This is a genomic window from Dactylosporangium cerinum, assembly GCF_042653625.1.
GTDB classification, from domain to species: domain Bacteria; phylum Actinomycetota; class Actinomycetes; order Mycobacteriales; family Micromonosporaceae; genus Dactylosporangium; species Dactylosporangium cerinum.
Window position 1 is genome coordinate 1 of record NZ_JBHSIU010000070.1, and the last position, 16,744, is coordinate 16,744.

Here is a 16,744-nt window from a genome sequence, read left to right on the forward strand (position 1 = left end):
ACGCCGGTCACCTGGGCCTGACCGCCGAGCTTGCCCTCCGTGCCAACCTCACGGGCGACACGGGTCACCTCGTCGGCGAAGCTTGAGAGCTGGTCGACCATCGTGTTGACGGTGTCCTTGAGCTCGAGGATCTCGCCCTGCGCGACAACGGTGATCTTCTGCGACAGGTCGCCCCGCGCGACGGCCGTCGCGACCTGGGCGATGTTGCGGACCTGGCCGGTGAGACTGGACGCCATCGAGTTGACGTTGTCGGTGAGGTCCTTCCAGGTGCCGGCCACGCCCGGCACGTCGGCCTGGCCGCCGAGCTTGCCCTCGGTGCCGACCTCCCGGGCCACCCGGGTCACCTGCTCGGCGAAGATCCGCAGCGTGTCGACGAGCGAGTTGATGGTCTCGGCGAGCTCGGCGACCTCGCCCTTGGCCGTCACCGTGATCTTCTGCGACAGGTCGCCGCGGGCGAGCGCCGTCGCCGCGGTCGAGATCGACCGGACCTGGCCGGTCAGGTTGGCGGCCATCGAGTTGACCGAGTCGGTCAGGTCCCGCCAGGTGCCGGCGACGCCGGTCACCTGGGCCTGGCCGCCCAGCTTGCCCTCCGTGCCGACCTCACGGGCCACCCGCGTGACCTCGTCGGCGAACGACGAGAGCTGATCCACCATCGTGTTGACCGTGCGGCCGATGGTGAGGAACTCGCCCCGCAGCGGGCGGCCGTCGATCTCCAGCGCCAACTGCTGCGTCAGGTCCCCCTCAGCGACCGCCACGATCACGCGGGCGATCTCCGTCGTGGGCCGGCCCAGGTCGTCGATCAGGGAGTTGACCGCGTGGATGCGGTCCAGCCACGCCCCCTCGAAGGCCTCCTCGTCGAGACGCTCGGTCATGCGGCCCTCACGGCCGACGACCCGGCTGATCCGCAGCAGGTCACGAGTGTGCCGCAACTTCAGCTCGGCGAGCCGGTTGAAGCGCTCCACCACCTCGCCCGGGAGCCCGTCGCGGCGGCTCAGCCGATGCTTCAGATCACCTGCCGCCAACCGGTCCAGCCCGGCGGAAAGCTCCTCGAGCAGCAGCGTCTCGGGACTCTTCTGGGTGACTTCTTCGACTGTGGTCATGGCGTCTCCACCGGTCTCGGGGGCAGGCGGCGTCCACCCATCGTCGTCTCCAGGTTGGATTGTTACCACCGTTCGGTAGAGACTGCGAGGTGTGAACGCCCCGACCGTCCGGAGGATCCGACTCCCGGCCGACCATAGCTCTCCTGGTCTGGCGCGCGAAGCGATCCGGACGATCGTGCACGAACGGGACCTGGGCGCAATTCTCGACGAGGCGTTGCTCTTGGTGACGGAGCTGACGACGAACAGCGTCGTGCACGCCGGCACCGAGGTCGACGTGGAGATCACCGCGGCGGACAACTCGCTCACCGTCACGGTCCTGGACTTCCGGCCGGGCACCGTCGTGCCCAACATTCCCACGCCCGGCGCGGATCTGGACGAGCGCGGCCGCGGGCTGCTGCTCGTCGACCAGCTGGCGTCGTCGTGGGGCACCCTGCACTTCGGCGGGGGCAAGGGCGTCTGGTTCCGCCTCGACAAGCCCGGTGCCACGAGCTCCGTGGCGCCGCCCGGTTTCGAGGTCCCCGCCGCACCCGCCCCGGAGGCACTCAGCGCGCTGGGCTGGTCGGGCACCGGCACCTCGCTGACCGAGGTCGCGGAGGAGCTGCTGCAACGGCTGGTCGGCGTGATCGGCGCGTCCGGCGCCGCGCTGACCCTGGACGAGGGCCAGGGCCCGCACACGATCGCCGCGGTCGGCCGGCTCACCGGCTCCGTCGACAGCGGGCGGCGGGTGCCGCTGCGGATCACCAAGCCGTGGCGGGGCGAGCTGCTCGTCGCCGGGGGCGGCGGCAACCCGTATGCGCGACCCCTCACGTCGCTCGCCGCCGACCGGCTGATGCTGCTGGTCGAGAACCACCGGCTGCGCCGGGCCGACTCCGAGCGGCGCACCTGGCTCACGTTCCTCGCCGACGCCAGCGAGCTGCTCGCCCAGTCCCTCGACGTCGAGCTGACGCTGGCGCTCATCCCCCGGCTGGTGGTGCCCCGCCTCGGCACCTGGTGCGCGATCCACGCCGCCGACGCCGGTGGGGAGCTGCGGCTGGCCGCGGCCGCGCACGCCGACGAGGCGATGCTCGCCGATCTGCTCGACGCGCTCGGGCAGGCGGCGCCGCAGCTGAAGGAGGCGATGAGCACCGACGCCGTCGTCCCGCTCGGCCCGCCGCTGGAGGGCTACGTGGTCGGCCTCATCGCCCGTGGCCAGCACCTGGGGACGCTGACCGTCGGCGGCGGCCGGGACACCTGGCAGCGCAACGAGGAGGTCGCCGTCGTCGAGGACGTGGCCCGGCGCGCCGCGCTCGCGATCGACAACGCCAACATCCACGCGGAGCGGCGCGGCATCGCCCACGCCCTGCAGCGCTCGCTGCTGCCACCGCAGCTGCCGAAGGCCGACGGCGTCGAGTTCGGCGCCGAATACGTGCCGACCGGCGAAGGGGTCGACGTCGGCGGCGACTTCTACGACGTGGTGCCGCTCTCGGGCCGGCGCTGGCTGGTCGTCGTGGGTGACGTGTCCGGCAAGGGCGTTCAGGCGGCGACGGTCACCGGTCTGGTGCGGGACGTCACCCGCGTCCTGGTCCGCGACGGCCGGCCCCTGCCCGAGACCCTGAAACGGATCAACGAGACGCTCCTGGAGCGGGGCGGCGGCCGCTACTGCACGCTGTGTCTCGCGGAGATCATGCGCCGCCCCGACGGCACCCTGGACGTGGCGCTGCACCTGGCCGGCCACGACCAGCCGGTGCTGCTGCGCGCCGACGGCCGCACCGAGCTGGCGGGCCAGTGCGGCACCGCGCTCGGCCTGCTCGACACGATCAACACCCCGCGCACGCAGATCACGCTGCACCCGGGCGACACGCTGATCTTCTACACCGACGGCGTCACCGAGCGCCGCCGCGGCCCGGAGCTGTTCGGCGTCGACCGGCTGCGCGAGGAGGCCAGCCTGCTGGCGGGCTTCCCAGCCGACGTCGTGGTGGCCCGCCTGCGCGCGACGACGCTGAACTTCTCCCCCGAGTCCCCCCGCGACGACATCGCGATCTTCGCCGTCCGCAACGACGCCTGACAGCCAAGCCCGTCCGCAACGACGCCTGACAGCCAGGCACAGCACCAACCTGGCAGCAGAGCACAGCACCAGCCTGACAGCCGGGCACAGCACCAGGTTGGTGTCCGCGCACCGCATTCACGACACTAGCACAACCGAAAAAATAATCTTTCGGTGTCGCAACCCACAGTAACCCCTGATCCGGAAAGGCTAAAACCCGCGCAGGCGGAGCAGCTCCTCGTAGACGTCCGCCGGGTGGGCGTTGAGGTCGTAGCGGCTCAGCAGGAACAGGTGCTCGCCGGCGTCGATCTCGAGCAGTTCGCTGCGCATCCCGCCGCGGGAGCGGGCGTCGACCCGCATCCGCTCCACCTGGGCCCAGTCGATCCGCCGGTGTCCCGCGTAGCCGCTGACGACGGTGAGCCCCTCGAGGTCGGCGGCGAGCCGGACCGGCGCGATGACGTCGCGCAGCGCATAGACGACGAGAATCGCTGCGGCGACCAGCGCGGCGGCGAGCATCCGGCTGTCCGCGGCGGCGAACACCCCGGCCAGCAGGAGGCCGATCGCCGCAACGCCCTTCAGCACCGCGAACCCGGTCGACACCCGCCAGCGCAGGCTGGTCGGCGCGGGCGTCAGGTCCGTGGCGGACGGCTCCGATGATGGGGTCCCGCTGCGGATGTCCATGCCACCAGCATGCGCTATTTCGTCTTCGTGATCGAGGTGGCGGTGACCGTGCCGTCGGCGTTCTGGCCCACGATCGTCACGCTGGAGCCGGCCGTCAGGTCCTTGAGGGCGCCGGGCGCGGAGACGGTGGTCGTGCCGCTGGTCTTCACGATCAGGGTCTGGCCGTCCGCGGTCTCCACGTAGACGGTGGTGCCGTCGACGAGTTTGACGGTGCCGGTGATCCCGCCGCGGGCGCCCGTCTGGCCGGTGCCGGTGCCGGTGCCGCCGCCGGTGCCCGTGTTGCCGCCCGGGAACTGCCCGCCGCGGCCGGCGAACTGGCTCGCGAGCGCGGCCGGGTTCGCGCCGCCGGGCGCTCCCGTCGCGGCCGGTGCGGTGCCGTAGCTCTTCTGCACCTGGGCGCCGCCGACGAAACCCGCGACCAGCAGGGCCAGCCCGGCCAGGACATACGTGGCGCGGTTGGCCAGGCGGCGCGGTGCCGCCTTCGAGATGCGCTCGTTCAGGTCGTCGTCGAGCGGCTGGGCCAGCAGGTCGTCCGGCTCGTCGATGAGGACGACCTCCGGGTCCACCGGCTCGAGCAGCACGGTGTCTGAATTGTCCACCTCATCGAGAGACGCGGACGGCCGGCGAAAGGCGTGGCTCACAGGAATCTCCTCGTCGACTGCCGTGCGGGATGGACCGGGTTGCGGTACCCGCGGGGGGTCGGGCACCGCAACCCGGACCGGCCCGCACGAACAACGTGCCTACTCATAACGCAGCGCTTCGATCGGGCGCAGGCCGGCCGCCCGGCTGGCCGGGTAGCTGCCGAAGAACAGCCCGATCGCGACCGAGAACCCCAGCGCCAGGAAGACCGAGCTGGGCACGATGACGGGCTGGATGCTGACGATGGTGAAGCGGCTGCCGATGACCGCGGCGGCCACCCCCAGCAACCCACCGATCAGGCTCAACACGGTCGCCTCGACCAGGAACTGGGTGAGGATCGTGCGCTTGGGCGCGCCGAGGGCCTTGCGGATGCCGATCTCGCGGGTCCGCTCGGTGACCGTGACCATCATGATGTTGGTGATACCGATCCCGCCGACCAGCAGACTGATCCCGGCGACCGCGCCGAGCAGCAGGGTGAAGGTCTCGGCGGTGTTGGCCCGGGTCTCCAGCAGCTGCGAGGCGTTCTGGATGCGGTACGCACTGGTGCTCGAACCGGTGATGTTGAGCTTGGCGTTGAGGATCGCGGTGACCTCGTTCTGCGCCTCGGTGACGTCCTCGGGCGACGTGGCCTGGACGAGCAGCTGGTTGAGCGACCCGTATCCGGTCAGCGACTCCTGCACCGCGGTGACCGGGGCCATCGCGACGTCGTTGGGGTCGGTGAAGCCGGTGCCGCCCTTGTCGGCGAGCACGCCGACCACGGTGAAGAGCTTGCCGGAGACGGTGATCTGCTTCGACAACGGATCGACGGTGCCGAACAGCTCCTCGGCCACGGTCTTGCCGATCACGACGACCTTGCGCGAGTCCTTGACGTCCTCGTCGGTGAAGAGGGCACCCTTGTCGACCTTGAAGTTCGAGGCCGCGACGTAGCCCGGGTACGTGCCGACGAACTGCGCGATCGTGTGGTCGGTCCCCTCGTAGGTGGCCGACTGCGATCCCGTGACGACCGGCGAGACGCTGCGCACGTGCGGCGCCTCGTCCTTGTCCTCCAGGGCCGGCACCAGGTCCATGTTCAGGGCGGTGCTCGTCGTGGCCGCCGCGCCGCGGGCGCCGCCGCCACCGCCGGCGGTCACCGTCAGGGTGTTGGTGCCCAGCGACTCGATCTGCTTCTGGACCGCCTGCGCCGAGCCGTTGCCGACCGCGACGAGGAGGATGACCGCGGCGACGCCGATGAGGATGCCCAGCACGGTGAGGCTGGAGCGCAGCTTGTTGGCGGTGATCGCGCGCAGCGCGAAGCGGATGGTCTCGAAGAGGTTCACTTCAGCCGCTCATCCTGGACGATGTGTCCGTCGACGAGCCGGATCAGTCGCTTCGCCCGCTCGGCGACGTCCGGCTCGTGGGTGATCAGCACGATCGTCCGGCCCGACGCGCTGAGCCGGTCGAAGACGGCGAGGACGTCGTTGGTGGACTGCGTGTCGAGGTTGCCGGTCGGCTCGTCGGCGAGGACCAGGGCCGGCGCGGTGACCAGCGCCCGGGCGACCGCGACCCGCTGCTGCTGCCCGCCGGAGAGCTGGTTGGGTTCGTGGCCGGCACGGTCGGCGAGCCCCACCATGGACAGCGCCAGGTTGGCCCGGCGGCGCCGCTCGGCGCCCTTGACCCCGGCGTACGCGAGCGGCAACTCGACGTTGGCGAGGGCGCTGGTCCGGGCGATGAGATTGAACGCCTGGAACACGAAGCCGATCCGCCGGTTGCGCACCAGCGCCAGCTGCCGGTCGTTGAGGCGGCTCACGTCGACGCCGTCGAGCAGGTACTTGCCGGTGGTCGGGATGTCGAGGCAGCCGAGGATGTTCATCAGGGTCGACTTGCCGGAGCCCGACGAGCCCATGATGGCCACGTAGTCGCCGCGCTCGACGGTCAGCGACACCCCGCGCAGGGCCTGGACCTCGGTCTCGCCCTGCCCGTAGATCTTCTTGACCTTCTGGACGTCCAGAACCGGGTGCATGGTCGGCGCTCCCATCAGTTGCCCGGGCGGGCGCCGCCGCCACCGGTGAAGCCGCCTCCGCCGCCGGGGAACTGACCGCCGCCGGGGAACTGGCCGGTGTTGGTGCCGGTCGTCGAGTTCGTGGTGGTCGTCGTGATCACGACCTGCTCACCGGCCTTCAGCCCGGACTTGATCTCGACGAACGAGCCGCCGGTGATGCCGACCTCGACGGTGCGGGTCTCCACCTGGCCGTTGACCTGCACCTGGACGGTGCGCTGGCCGCCGGCCGTGCGCAGGGCCGTGGTCGGGATGCGGATCGCGTTCTGCGCCTCGGCGATCGTCACGACCGCCGTGGTGCTCTGCCCGAGCCGGACCCCTTCCGGCAGCGTCTCCAGGCCGATGACCACCGCGTAGGAGTTGACGTTGTTGCTGGTCGTCGCGGTCGGCGAGATCGTGCTGACCTTGCCGGTGGCGCGGGTGCCGCTCAGCGCGCTCCAGCTGATCTCGGCGGCCTGCCCGGCCTTGAGCTTCGTCGCGTCCGCCTCGGCGAAGCTGGCGTTGATCTGCAGCTTCGTCAGGTCGGCGAGCTGGATGAAGCCCGACGAGGAGGAGGAGCTGGTGGAGCCCGTGGCGCCGCCGCCGCTCGAAGCGCCCGACGAGCCGGACGAGGCCGAGCCGACCGCGCCGTTCACGGCGGTGACCGTGCCGGCGATCGGGGCGGTCAGGACCGTGCCGTTGACCGTCGTCTGCGCCGAGGTGACGCTGGCCTGCGCGCTGGCGACCTGCGCCTCGGCGGAGGTGATCGTGGCGTCGTCGGCGCTGTTGTTCTCCGCCCGGGTGAGCGCCGCCTTCGCCGCGGTCAGGTTGGCCTTCGCGGTGTTCAGCGACGCCTGCGCGGCGGTCGCGTCGACCTTGGCCAGCACCTGACCCTTGGCGACCACGTCGCCGACCTTCACGCCGACCTCGGTGACGGTGCCCGAGGTGGTGAAGTTGGCGTTGGCCGTCGCGGCGCTGGCCACGGAGCCCGACGCGGACACCGTCTGCGACACCGTGCCCTGGGTGACCGCGACGGCCCGGGTGCGGGTGGTGGCCTGCGAGGCCTCGGCCGCGGCCGGACCGGAGACGATCTGGTAGGCCCAGAGCCCACCGCCGACCGCGGCGACCACGAGCGCGGCGTTGATCAGACTCACAGAGTTCAACTGTGGTCGGCGTAGAGACGGCAGCGACAAACGCATGAGAAGCATCGTGCTGGCCGCCGCTCGGAGCGACCCTCAGCTTCCCTCGGAGTTACCTCGGAATCCGGGTTCATCGGAATCGTCCTCAAAGTCGGGCTCGCTCAGCGCCGGTAGCAGCACCCGGAACCGCGCCCCCGCACCGGGTGCGGTCCACAGCTCGACCCGCCCGCCGTGCGCCTGCACGATCGCGGCCACGATGGCCAGGCCGAGCCCGGCACCACCGTGCCGGCGCGAGCGGGATCCCTCGGCGCGGTACAGCCGCTCGAACACGCGCGCGGCGTCACCGGGTTTCATGCCCGGCCCGGTGTCGCTGACCTCGATCGCGGCGAGCGGCACGCCGTCGGGCAGCGGCTCACCGATCACCGCAGTCGGCGGCGGCCCGGCGTCTGAGGCCCGGCCGACCCGCACGACCACCCGGGTGTCCTCCGGCGTGTGCTGCAGCGCGTTGCTGACCAGGTTCGCGACGACCTGCCGGATGCGGGCCTCGTCGCCCTCGACGGTCACCGGCTCGAACGTCACCGACCGCTCATCCAGCGCCGACAGCTGCACGAACCGGGTCGGCACCCGCACGTGGGCGTCGCGCACCGAGTCGGCGGCGACCGCGAGCAGGTCCACGGGCGACAGCTGCAGCGGCCGTTCCTCGTCCATCCGGGCCAGGGTCAGCAGGTCGTTGACGAGCAGCCGCATCCGGCTGACCTCGGCCTCGATGCACTCCATCGCCTCGTCCAGGGCCGGTCCGGGTGGCGCGCCGCCGCGCCGGTACAGCTCCGCGAAGCCCTGCACCGAGGTCAGCGGGGTGCGCAGCTCGTGCGCGGCGTCGGCGAGGAACTGCCGCAACCGCTGCTCCGACTCGGCGCTGTCGTCGACGGCCTCCTCGATCCGGGTGAGCATCGTGTTGAGGGCGATGCCGAGACGCCCGGACTCGGTGTGCGGGTCGGCGTCGACGATCCGGCGGGACAGGTTGCCGGCGGCGATCTCGACCGCGGTCTCCTCCATGCGGGTCAGCGGGCTCAGCCCGAGCCGGACCAGCGTCGCGGTCGCCAGCCCGACGAACCCGAGCAGGAGCAGGCTGACCAGCAGCGAGTACTGCAGCATCTGGTCCCGGGTCTCGTGCACGTCGACCAGGGAGACGGCGTTGGCGATGTATCCGCTCACGCCCTGGAACGTCACGGGGATCACGAGGACCCGCCACTGCACGCCGTCCGGCGCGGTGACCGTGAACGGCTTCGCCTGCGCGGCCCGCTGCTTGACGTTGCCGAAGAGCGCGGGGTCCACGACCGGGTCGGCGGTGAGCAGCTTGCCCGTGCTGTCGAAGTGGTACACCTGGCACGGCGGGCCCGGGAAGAACTCGCTGCGGTCCCGGGAGGAGCCGCACCGCTGGCCGCCGCTGCCCGGAAAGTTCGGGTTGGCGCCGGCGGACGTGCCCGGGCTGGGGGTGGTGAGGGGATTGGGGCCGCGGGTCGCGCCCGGGCTGGCGCTCGGGTTCGGGTTGTTCTGGCCGAACGCGCCCGGTGGCCGGCGGGAGGGGCCCTGCAGCTGGTCGTCGATGCGCTGCATCAGATACCAGTTGAGCAGCCCGACCGCGATCGCGTTGGCGGCGATGAGCGCGACCCCGGCCAGGGTCACCACGGAGACGACGATCCTGGCCTGGACCGTCCACTGGCGCCAGGGCCTAGGTCTCACTTCTGGGCAGCCTCAGCGCGTAGCCGACCCCTCTGACGGTGTGGATCAGCGGCGGGTCCCACTTGTCGACCTTGCGGCGCAGGTAGTAGACGTAGGACTCGACGATCCGGCCGTCGCCGCCGAAGTCGTAGTTCCACACCCGGTCCAGGATCTGTGCCTTGCTCACCACCCGGCCGGCGTTGGTCAGCAGATACCGCAGCAGGTTGAACTCGGTCGGCGACAGGTCGACCCGGTGGCCGCCCCGGCGCACCTCGTGGGCGTCCTCGTCCATCTCCAGGTCCGCGTAGCGCAGCACCCCGCCGTCGACCAGCTGCTGCTGCTCGCCGAGGCTGCGCCGCAGGATCGCCCGGATCCGCAGCACGACCTCCTCGAGGCTGAACGGCTTGGCCACGTAGTCGTCGGCGCCCACGGTCAGCCCGGAGATGCGGTCCTCGACCGAGTCGCGGGCGGTCAGGAACAGCACCGGCACCGGCCGGCCGCTGGTCCGCAGCCGCTGCGCCACCTCGAAGCCGTCCAGGTCGGGCATCATCACGTCGAGCACGACCAGGTCCGGCGCGAAGTCGGCGGCGGCGCTCAGCGCCTCCCGCCCACCGCCGGCGACCTTGACGTCGAAGCCGGTCAGCCGCAGCGTGGCGGACAGCAGGGCACGGATGCTCGCCTCGTCGTCCACGACGAGGACCTTGGGCTGCGGCTGGCCTGCGTTCACCTGTGCGGTCATCGGCTCCATCGTCACCGACCCGCCGTCAGGATCTCGTCACCTTCGGCAAGTCCACTCTTGATCTCAGTGTTGACGTCACCGCGCAGACCCGTCTCGACGGTGCGCTCCTCGTCCTTGCCGTTGACTCTCACCACGACTTTGCCGTCGTGAACGGCGGTGGAGGGCACCGACAGCACATTGTCCGCGGATGCGGTGACCACTGCGACAGTAGCGCTCTGCCCGTACAGCAGCGTGTCGGGCACCTTGTCGAACGAGATCAGCGCCGCGTACCGCACCAGCCGGTTGGACACCGTGCCGGCCGGGTCGATCTGCATGACCTTGCCGTCGTATTTGGCGCTCGCGTTGTCCGGCAGCGAGATCTTCGCGACCTGGTCGAGCTTGAGGTGCGCCACCTCGGCCTCCGTGAACTGCGCCTTCACCACCACGTCGCCGGTGCCGGCGAGCGTGATGACACTCGAACCGGCGTTGGATCCGACGGTGCCGTTGACGGCGAGCACCTTGCCGGCGACCGGCGCGGTGATCACGGTGCTGGCCAGCTTGGCGTTGGCCTGGACGAGGCTGAGCTTGGCGTTGTTGAGCCGCTGCTGGGCGGAGAGCAGGTTGTCGCTGGCGTTCTGGACGCTGCTGGCCCCGTTTCCGCCACCCTGCGTGCCCGTCTGGCCGCCGGTCTGGCCGCCCGTCTGGCCACCGGTCTGCGTGCCTGGCGCGCGGCTGGCGGTCGCGGACGGGGACGCGGTCGCGCTGGCCTGGGCGGTTTCGGCGCGGTCCAGGGCGTCCTCGGCGCTGTCGACACTCTCCTCGGCGGCGTCCACCGACTCCTGCGCGGCGGTCGCGTCGATCCTGGCCAGCACCGCACCCGCGGCGACCACGTCGCCGGGCTTCACGTTGAGCTCGGTCAGCGTGCCGCTGCTGGTGAAGCCGAGCGTCCGGCTCTGCTGCGCCTGCACCGTCCCCGACGCCGAGATGGTCGTCGAGACGGACCCCCTGGTCACCTTCGACGTGCTCGCTTTCGCGGGCGCGACCGGGTCGCCACCCGTCAACATGACACCCACGACGACCGCGACCGCGAGAACGGCAGCCCCTCCGGCCAGCCACCAGACCTTCATGCCTGCAAGTTGACCGGTCCCGGCTCCCGGTCAGCTCGACCGGACCTCAAAGTTGGCTGGGAAGCCGTTATTACCGAATTTTGAGGTTCAGCCCACGGGGCGTCGAGGTTCGGGCCGTTGCATGGCGGTCGTGATGACTCAGCGGATCGGTGGCGCCGCGCTCGCGTTCGCCGCAGTGGCAATCTTCGCCACGGCCTGCGGATCTTCGGATCCCGGGGCGCCGGCGACGGCCGCCTCCGGCGGCACCGACTACGCGTCGTGCCTGCGCAACAACGGCGTCAACCTGCCGCAGATGAACGCGTCGAACCGGCCCTCGGGCCGCCCGGACGGCAACCCCTCGAACCGCCCGACCGCGTTCCCGTCGGGGCAACCGCGCCCGTCGGGCAGCGGCTTCCCGGGCCGCGGTGGCTTCCCCGGGGGTGGCGGTGGCTTCTTCGGCACCGCGGCGCCCGACGGCGTCGACCAGCAGACCTGGGAGAAGGCACAGAAGGCGTGCGAGTCGTTGCGGCCGACCGCGTTCCCCGGCGGCGGCAACGGCAACGGTGGTGGCCGCGACGCCGCGTACCGCAACTGCCTCACCGAGCACGGCATCACCGTCAGCGGCCCGGTCGACCAGCTCGACACCGCCGACGCGAAGGTTGCCGCCGCGGTGACCGCCTGCGCCCCGCTCAAGCCGAGCCCTCGCCCGTCCGCATCCTGACCGGCCTGACCGGCCCGACCGGCCTGACCGGCTTTCAGCGACGCACAGGGTGTGCGCCGATCTTGCGGGCGTGGTGGCGGAAAAACGGACACTGTGGGAGTGTCCAGACACTACGCCCGCAAGATCGGCGCATGAAAGCGACAGAATCGCGTGTCGCTGAGCAATACCCGTCGTTGGCTTGAGCATGGAGACGCTGGACACCTTCTCGTGCACGTTCCTGCCGGCCACGGCGTTGGCGAAGCTGTCCCCCGCAACCATCCGCCGCCACGTGCAGGTCCTGCGCGGCTGCGCCGGCGACCGGGACACCGTGGCCGTCGTCGCCCGCTGCACGTCCCGCGCCACCCGGCGCAGCGTGCTGATGCTGACCCGGAACCGGCTCGTGATCACCACCGAGTCGGCCGTCCTGCGCCGCGTCTCCCTGCACCTCAACGCCGACCTGCACCAGCTCGCCGACGTCACCTGGACCCCCGAACCGGGGCGCACCGGCATCCAGCTCGGCGTGACCGCCATCGACGGCGTGCGCGAGAACCTGTGGGTACGCCTGCCGGACAAGACCGAGATGTGGCGCCTCGACGAGGCCCTGAAGCAGGCCTTCCGCACCCCGTGGGGACAGATCGCGGCGGCCTGGACCCCCACCGTCCCCAGGCTCACGAGAGCGGTGCTCCGCTTCGCCTGACGAGTGAACCTGAGGAGCGAACCGGACGAGCGAACCGGCCCACCCCGCGCAGGCGCTGGCAACCGCAGCTGGGGTGGGCCGATCGATGTTCTTGTATCCGTGGAGCCGGGCGCCCAAACATCACCCGAACATCGCCCGGAGCCGCGGCGCGGCAGAATGAGGCGGTGGATCAGGGCAAGGGGTTGGTGCTGGTCGTCGAGGACGAGCGGCCGATCGCCGACCTGCTGCGCATGTATCTGGCCCGCGAGGGCTTCGGGGTGCACGTCGAGCACGACGGCACGGCCGGCCTCGCCGCCGCGCGGAAGTTGCGACCGGTCGCGTGCGTGCTGGACATCGCGCTGCCAGGGCTCGACGGCACGGAGATCTGCCGGCGGTTGCGCGAGTCGGGCGACTGGACGCCGGTGCTGTTCCTGACCGCGCGGGACGACGAGGTCGACCGGATTCTGGGGCTCGAGCTGGGCGGCGACGACTACGTCACCAAACCGTTCAGCCCCCGCGAGCTGGTGTCGCGGGTCAAGGCGGTGCTGCGGCGCACGCAGGGCCCGCCGGACGTGGACCAGGTCCGCACCGTCGGGCCGGTCACGCTCGATCCGGCCCGGCGGGAGTGCCGGGTGGACGGTGTGCCGGTGACGCTGACCTCGACGGAGTTCGCGCTCCTGGCGCACCTGATGAACCGGCCGGGCCGGGTCTTCACCCGGGAGGAGCTGCTCGGCTCCGTGTGGGGATACGCGGCGCACTCCGGCACCAGGACGGTCGACGTGCACGTGGCGCAGGTGCGCGGCAAGCTCGGCGACGCGGCCGCGGTGCTCCGGACGGTGCGCGGGGTCGGGTACACCGCCGATGCTTAGCTCCATCCTCGGCCGCAGCGCACTGGTGACGTGCGCCGTCGCCGTCATCTCGGTCCTGGTGACCGCGCTGGTCGGTGTGCCGCTGGCGATCCAGGAGGCCAACAAGACCGCCCGGGAGGGGCTCGCCGACGAGGCGAAACTGACCGTGGAGCTGCTGCGGCCTCGGTTCAACACGGCCAAGAGCGAAGACGAGCAGGTGATCGTCAAGCGGCTGCGGGCCCTCGGGATCGAGGTGTACATGATCCGGGCCGGCCAGCCGGATCGGGGCGGCCTGCCGGACGGTGTGGTCAAGACGGTCGCGGCCGGTCGCCAGATCCAGGTGCGCCGGGCGGTGGTGGACAGCAAGATCAAACTGCTGGTGGGCCGGCCGATCGGCAACTCGGGCAACGGCGTGGTGCTGACCGAGGATCCGCCGAGCGGGACCCTGGCGCGACTCTGGGGGCAGCTGTGGATCGCGCTGCTGGCCGGGCTCGGTGCCGGGCTCCTGGCCGGCGTGCTGTTGGCGAGGCGGATCGCGCTTCCCATCCGTACCGTGGCGGCAGCGGCCAATCAACTCAGCGCCGGGGACCGGTCGGTCACCCTCGATCCTCGCGGGCCGACGGAGGTCGCGGACCTGGCCCGGGCCGTCAACGCATTGACCGCGGCCCTGGCCACGAGTGAGGGGCGGGAGCGCGACTTCCTGTTGTCGGTGTCGCACGAGCTGCGGACCCCGCTGACGACGATCCGGGGCTACGCGGAGGCGCTCGCGGACGGGGTGGTCGGCCCCGACGGGGCGCAGCGGGCCGGTCAGACGGTGCTCGGCGAGGCGGAGCGGCTGGACCGGTTGATCGCCGACCTGCTGGTGCTGGCCCGTCTGGAGGCCGCGGACCTGCCGGTCGAGGTGGTCGACGTGGACCTGACGCAGCTGGTGGCGGCGACGGCCGAGGCGTGGGGCGGACGGCTCGCGGCGGCGGGGTTGCTGCTGCGCACCGAGCTGCCGCCGATGCCGATCCCGGCGCGCACCGACCCCGGCCGAATCCGGCAGATCGTCGATGGCCTGCTGGAGAACGCGCTGCGGGTCGTGCCGTCGGGTGCCCCGGTGGTGCTGGCGCTGGTGTGGCAGCAGTCGTCGGCGTCGATCGAGATCCGGGACGGCGGGCCGGGGTTCACCGATGACGACCTGGCGGTCGCGTTCGAGCGGGGTGCCCTGTCGCGCCGCTACCAGGGGGCCCGCAAGGTCGGCAGCGGGCTGGGGCTGGCGCTCGCGGCGCGGCTGGCCCGGCGGCTCGGCGGCGGGATCGAAGCGGGGCACGCACCGGAGGGTGGGGCGAGGTTCACGGTCACGGTGCCGCTCTGAGTTCGGGTCGGAGTTTGGGTCGGGTGATCAGAGGTAGAGCACCCTTCAGCCCAGTTCCGAGGAGGTACCCCGATGCGACGCTCACGGATTGGTTTGCTGTTCTGTGCCGTGATCCTGGTGGTCATCGGCTCACTACCCGGGGTCGCCCTGGCGGATCCGACGCCGTCGGGCCAGACCAGCGAGCACGACATGTTCTCCGGCGTGCTGCACGGCGAAGGCATCGTGCAGACGAAAAAGGGCCCGATCCGGGTCGCGATGCAGAACGGCACCGCAACGGCGGCGACGGACACGTCAGTGACGGTCCGGTCGGCGGACGGCTACACGAAGACCTGGACCCTGGCGAAGAACGTCAAGGTGTACGACAAGCGCCACAGTCTGCAGCCTGGCGCGCTGCAGGCGGGCACCGACGTGGTGGTGGGCGGCCCGATCACGGTCAACGGCGGCACCGCGACCCCCGCAGCGACGCCCCGCACGACCTACACGGCGCAGATCGTGCTGGTCCAGTCGGCCGCTACCGAGCCGGCACCGGCACCGTCCAGTTCTTAAGGCCCCAGCTCCACCGCTCAAGGCCCGAGCTTCACTGCCAAGGGCCTCAGTTCTGCTGCTCAAGGCCCCCAGCTTCGCTGGTCAGGGCCTCAGCTCGGCGATGCAGCACTTCACGCTGCCGCCGCCCTTCTTGAGCTCAGTCAACTCCACCGGGACCGGCACGTAGCCGGCCTGGCGGAGCTTGGCCGCGAGGGCGGTGGCTTCGCTGTTGAGGACCACGTGGCGGCCGTCCGAGACGAGGTTGAGCCCGAAGGACAGGGCGTCCTCCTCGTCGGCGACGACCGCGTCCGGGAACAGCTGTGCGAGCACCGCCTGCGAGGCGGCGGAGAACGCGCCCGGGTAGTAGACGATCGTGCGGTCGTCGAGCGACGCCAGGGCCACGTCCAGGTGGTAGAAGCGCGGGTCGACCAGGCGCAGTGAGATCACCGGCCGGCCGAGCACCTCCTGCGCCTCCGAGTGCGCGGCGACCTCGGTCCGGAACCCGTGCCCGGCGAGGATCACGCCGCCGCCGAGCGCGTCGGGCAGGTAGGCGAAGTCGCCCTCACCCTCGTTGGTCTCCACCGGCGCCACGAAGTTCCAGGTGCCCTGCTGCTCGTAGAACCGCCGGTGCGCGGCCGCCTCGGCGATGCGCTGCGCGTACTTGAACCGCGCGCCGTAGACGACGCCGTCGACGGAGAACGCGCCGTTGGCCGCGTAGACCATGTCCGGCAGGCCGGTCTCCGGTGCCAGCACGTGCACCTGGTGACCGAGCCGCACGAGCGTCTCGCGCAGGCCCTCCCACTGCTTGACGGCGAGCTCGGTGTCGACCGGCGTGGAGACGTCCATCCACGGGTTGATCGCGTACTCCACCACGAAATGCTCGGGTGGCGACATCAGGTAGGTGCGCTCTCGCGGCAGCCGCTCGACGTGGGTCACGAGATCAAACGGTAGATTTGCGGAGGCATCCAAAACAGCGATAAAGGTTGCTTTTGAGGAGGGAATCGTTGCGCCTCGACCCGATCGACCAGCAGATCATTGCGTTGCTGCAGGAGGACGCCCGCTCGTCGTACGCCGACATCGGATCCGTGGTGGCCCTGTCCGCGCCGGCGGTCAAGCGGCGCGTCGACCGCCTTCGATCACAGGGAGTGATCCGCGGCTATACGGCGCTGATCGACCCCGACGCGTTGGGCTGGACGACCGAGGCGTTCGTCGAACTCTTCTGCACCGGGCGCACCTCGCCGCAGCAGCTGCGTGCGGCCGCGAAGCGGCATCCGGCGGTCGTCGGCGCGTACACGATCTCCGGTGAGGCCGACGCGCTGGTCCATCTGCGGGCGGTGGACATGGCCGGACTGGAGGAGGCGCTGGAGAAGCTGCGCGCCGAGCCGTTCGTCACGTCGACCCGCAGCATGATCGTGCTGTCCCGATTGGTCGAACGCCTCGCGCCCAAAGTCGTCACCGGGACGGGAACCGGATCGACACCCGCCACGTCCTAGGCT

General features: G+C 71.2%; 17 protein-coding genes. 7 read left to right on the forward strand and 10 right to left on the reverse strand.

Annotated elements, in window-relative coordinates; all coding sequences use genetic code 11:
- A partial coding sequence (locus ACFPIJ_RS46140; protein ID WP_380125828.1) for a HAMP domain-containing protein occupies nt 1–1,100 on the reverse strand: 1,100 nt, incomplete at its 3' end.
- 91 nt (nt 1,101–1,191) lie between these two features.
- On the opposite strand from ACFPIJ_RS46140, the gene ACFPIJ_RS46145 reads away from it, so the two are divergent.
- Complete coding sequence (locus tag ACFPIJ_RS46145) at nt 1,192–3,144, forward strand: SpoIIE family protein phosphatase (RefSeq protein ID WP_465252344.1); 1,953 nt, start codon at nt 1,192–1,194, stop codon at nt 3,142–3,144.
- 189 nt (nt 3,145–3,333) lie between these two features.
- Here the strand turns inward: ACFPIJ_RS46145 and ACFPIJ_RS46150 are convergent, their stop codons facing one another.
- From ACFPIJ_RS46150 to ACFPIJ_RS46185, 8 genes are all read right to left on the reverse strand, one after another.
- The gene (locus tag ACFPIJ_RS46150; protein WP_380125832.1) at nt 3,334–3,804 is read right to left on the reverse strand and encodes a PH domain-containing protein; all 471 of its coding nucleotides are present in this window, start codon (nt 3,802–3,804) and stop codon (nt 3,334–3,336) included.
- Between the two features lie 14 nt (nt 3,805–3,818).
- Nucleotides 3,819–4,445 carry a hypothetical protein gene (locus tag ACFPIJ_RS46155; RefSeq protein ID WP_380125834.1) on the reverse strand — a complete coding sequence of 209 codons (627 nt, stop codon included), beginning with the start codon at nt 4,443–4,445 and terminating at the stop codon, nt 3,819–3,821.
- Between the two features lie 99 nt (nt 4,446–4,544).
- The gene (locus ACFPIJ_RS46160) at nt 4,545–5,759 is read right to left on the reverse strand and encodes an ABC transporter permease (RefSeq protein ID WP_380125836.1); all 1,215 of its coding nucleotides are present in this window, start codon (nt 5,757–5,759) and stop codon (nt 4,545–4,547) included.
- Nucleotides 5,756–6,457 carry an ABC transporter ATP-binding protein gene (locus ACFPIJ_RS46165; protein ID WP_380125838.1) on the reverse strand — a complete coding sequence of 234 codons (702 nt, stop codon included), beginning with the start codon at nt 6,455–6,457 and terminating at the stop codon, nt 5,756–5,758. Before ACFPIJ_RS46165 ends, ACFPIJ_RS46160 begins: the two co-directional genes overlap by 4 nt.
- Entirely contained in the window at nt 6,457–7,611 is a 1,155-nt protein-coding gene (locus ACFPIJ_RS46170) for an efflux RND transporter periplasmic adaptor subunit (protein WP_380125840.1), read from the reverse strand. Before ACFPIJ_RS46170 ends, ACFPIJ_RS46165 begins: the two co-directional genes overlap by 1 nt.
- An 81-nt stretch (nt 7,612–7,692) precedes the next feature.
- Entirely contained in the window at nt 7,693–9,339 is a 1,647-nt protein-coding gene (locus ACFPIJ_RS46175) for a sensor histidine kinase (protein WP_380125842.1), read from the reverse strand.
- On the reverse strand, nt 9,329–10,057 hold the full coding sequence (locus ACFPIJ_RS46180; protein WP_380125844.1) for a response regulator transcription factor: 729 nt from the start codon (nt 10,055–10,057) through the stop codon (nt 9,329–9,331). Before ACFPIJ_RS46180 ends, ACFPIJ_RS46175 begins: the two co-directional genes overlap by 11 nt.
- Before the next feature lie 11 nt (nt 10,058–10,068).
- On the reverse strand, nt 10,069–11,163 hold the full coding sequence (locus tag ACFPIJ_RS46185) for an efflux RND transporter periplasmic adaptor subunit (protein WP_380125846.1): 1,095 nt from the start codon (nt 11,161–11,163) through the stop codon (nt 10,069–10,071).
- A gap of 133 nt (nt 11,164–11,296) precedes the next feature.
- On the opposite strand from ACFPIJ_RS46185, the gene ACFPIJ_RS46190 reads away from it, so the two are divergent.
- The 5 genes from ACFPIJ_RS46190 (at nt 11,297) to ACFPIJ_RS46210 (ending at nt 15,269) form a co-directional block, all read left to right on the forward strand.
- A complete protein-coding gene (locus ACFPIJ_RS46190; protein WP_380125848.1) occupies nt 11,297–11,863 on the forward strand; it encodes a hypothetical protein in 567 nt (188 codons plus the stop codon).
- Nucleotides 11,864–12,041: 178 nt separating this feature from the next.
- Nucleotides 12,042–12,539 carry a hypothetical protein gene (locus ACFPIJ_RS46195; protein ID WP_380125850.1) on the forward strand — a complete coding sequence of 166 codons (498 nt, stop codon included), beginning with the start codon at nt 12,042–12,044 and terminating at the stop codon, nt 12,537–12,539.
- Nucleotides 12,540–12,703: 164 nt separating this feature from the next.
- The gene (locus tag ACFPIJ_RS46200; protein WP_380125852.1) at nt 12,704–13,387 is read left to right on the forward strand and encodes a response regulator transcription factor; all 684 of its coding nucleotides are present in this window, start codon (nt 12,704–12,706) and stop codon (nt 13,385–13,387) included.
- On the forward strand, nt 13,380–14,723 hold the full coding sequence (locus ACFPIJ_RS46205) for a sensor histidine kinase (protein WP_380125854.1): 1,344 nt from the start codon (nt 13,380–13,382) through the stop codon (nt 14,721–14,723). Before ACFPIJ_RS46200 ends, ACFPIJ_RS46205 begins: the two co-directional genes overlap by 8 nt.
- A gap of 72 nt (nt 14,724–14,795) precedes the next feature.
- Nucleotides 14,796–15,269: a hypothetical protein gene (locus ACFPIJ_RS46210; RefSeq protein ID WP_380125856.1), complete on the forward strand. Its 474-nt coding sequence runs from the start codon at nt 14,796–14,798 to the stop codon at nt 15,267–15,269.
- An 81-nt stretch (nt 15,270–15,350) separates the two neighbouring features.
- Here the strand turns inward: ACFPIJ_RS46210 and ddaH are convergent, their stop codons facing one another.
- Nucleotides 15,351–16,184: a dimethylargininase gene (gene ddaH / locus ACFPIJ_RS46215; protein WP_380125858.1), complete on the reverse strand. Its 834-nt coding sequence runs from the start codon at nt 16,182–16,184 to the stop codon at nt 15,351–15,353.
- A 68-nt stretch (nt 16,185–16,252) separates the two neighbouring features.
- On the opposite strand from ddaH, the gene ACFPIJ_RS46220 reads away from it, so the two are divergent.
- Nucleotides 16,253–16,741 carry an Lrp/AsnC family transcriptional regulator gene (locus tag ACFPIJ_RS46220; RefSeq protein ID WP_380125860.1) on the forward strand — a complete coding sequence of 163 codons (489 nt, stop codon included), beginning with the start codon at nt 16,253–16,255 and terminating at the stop codon, nt 16,739–16,741.
- The last annotated feature ends 3 nt before the right edge of the window (nt 16,742–16,744 follow it).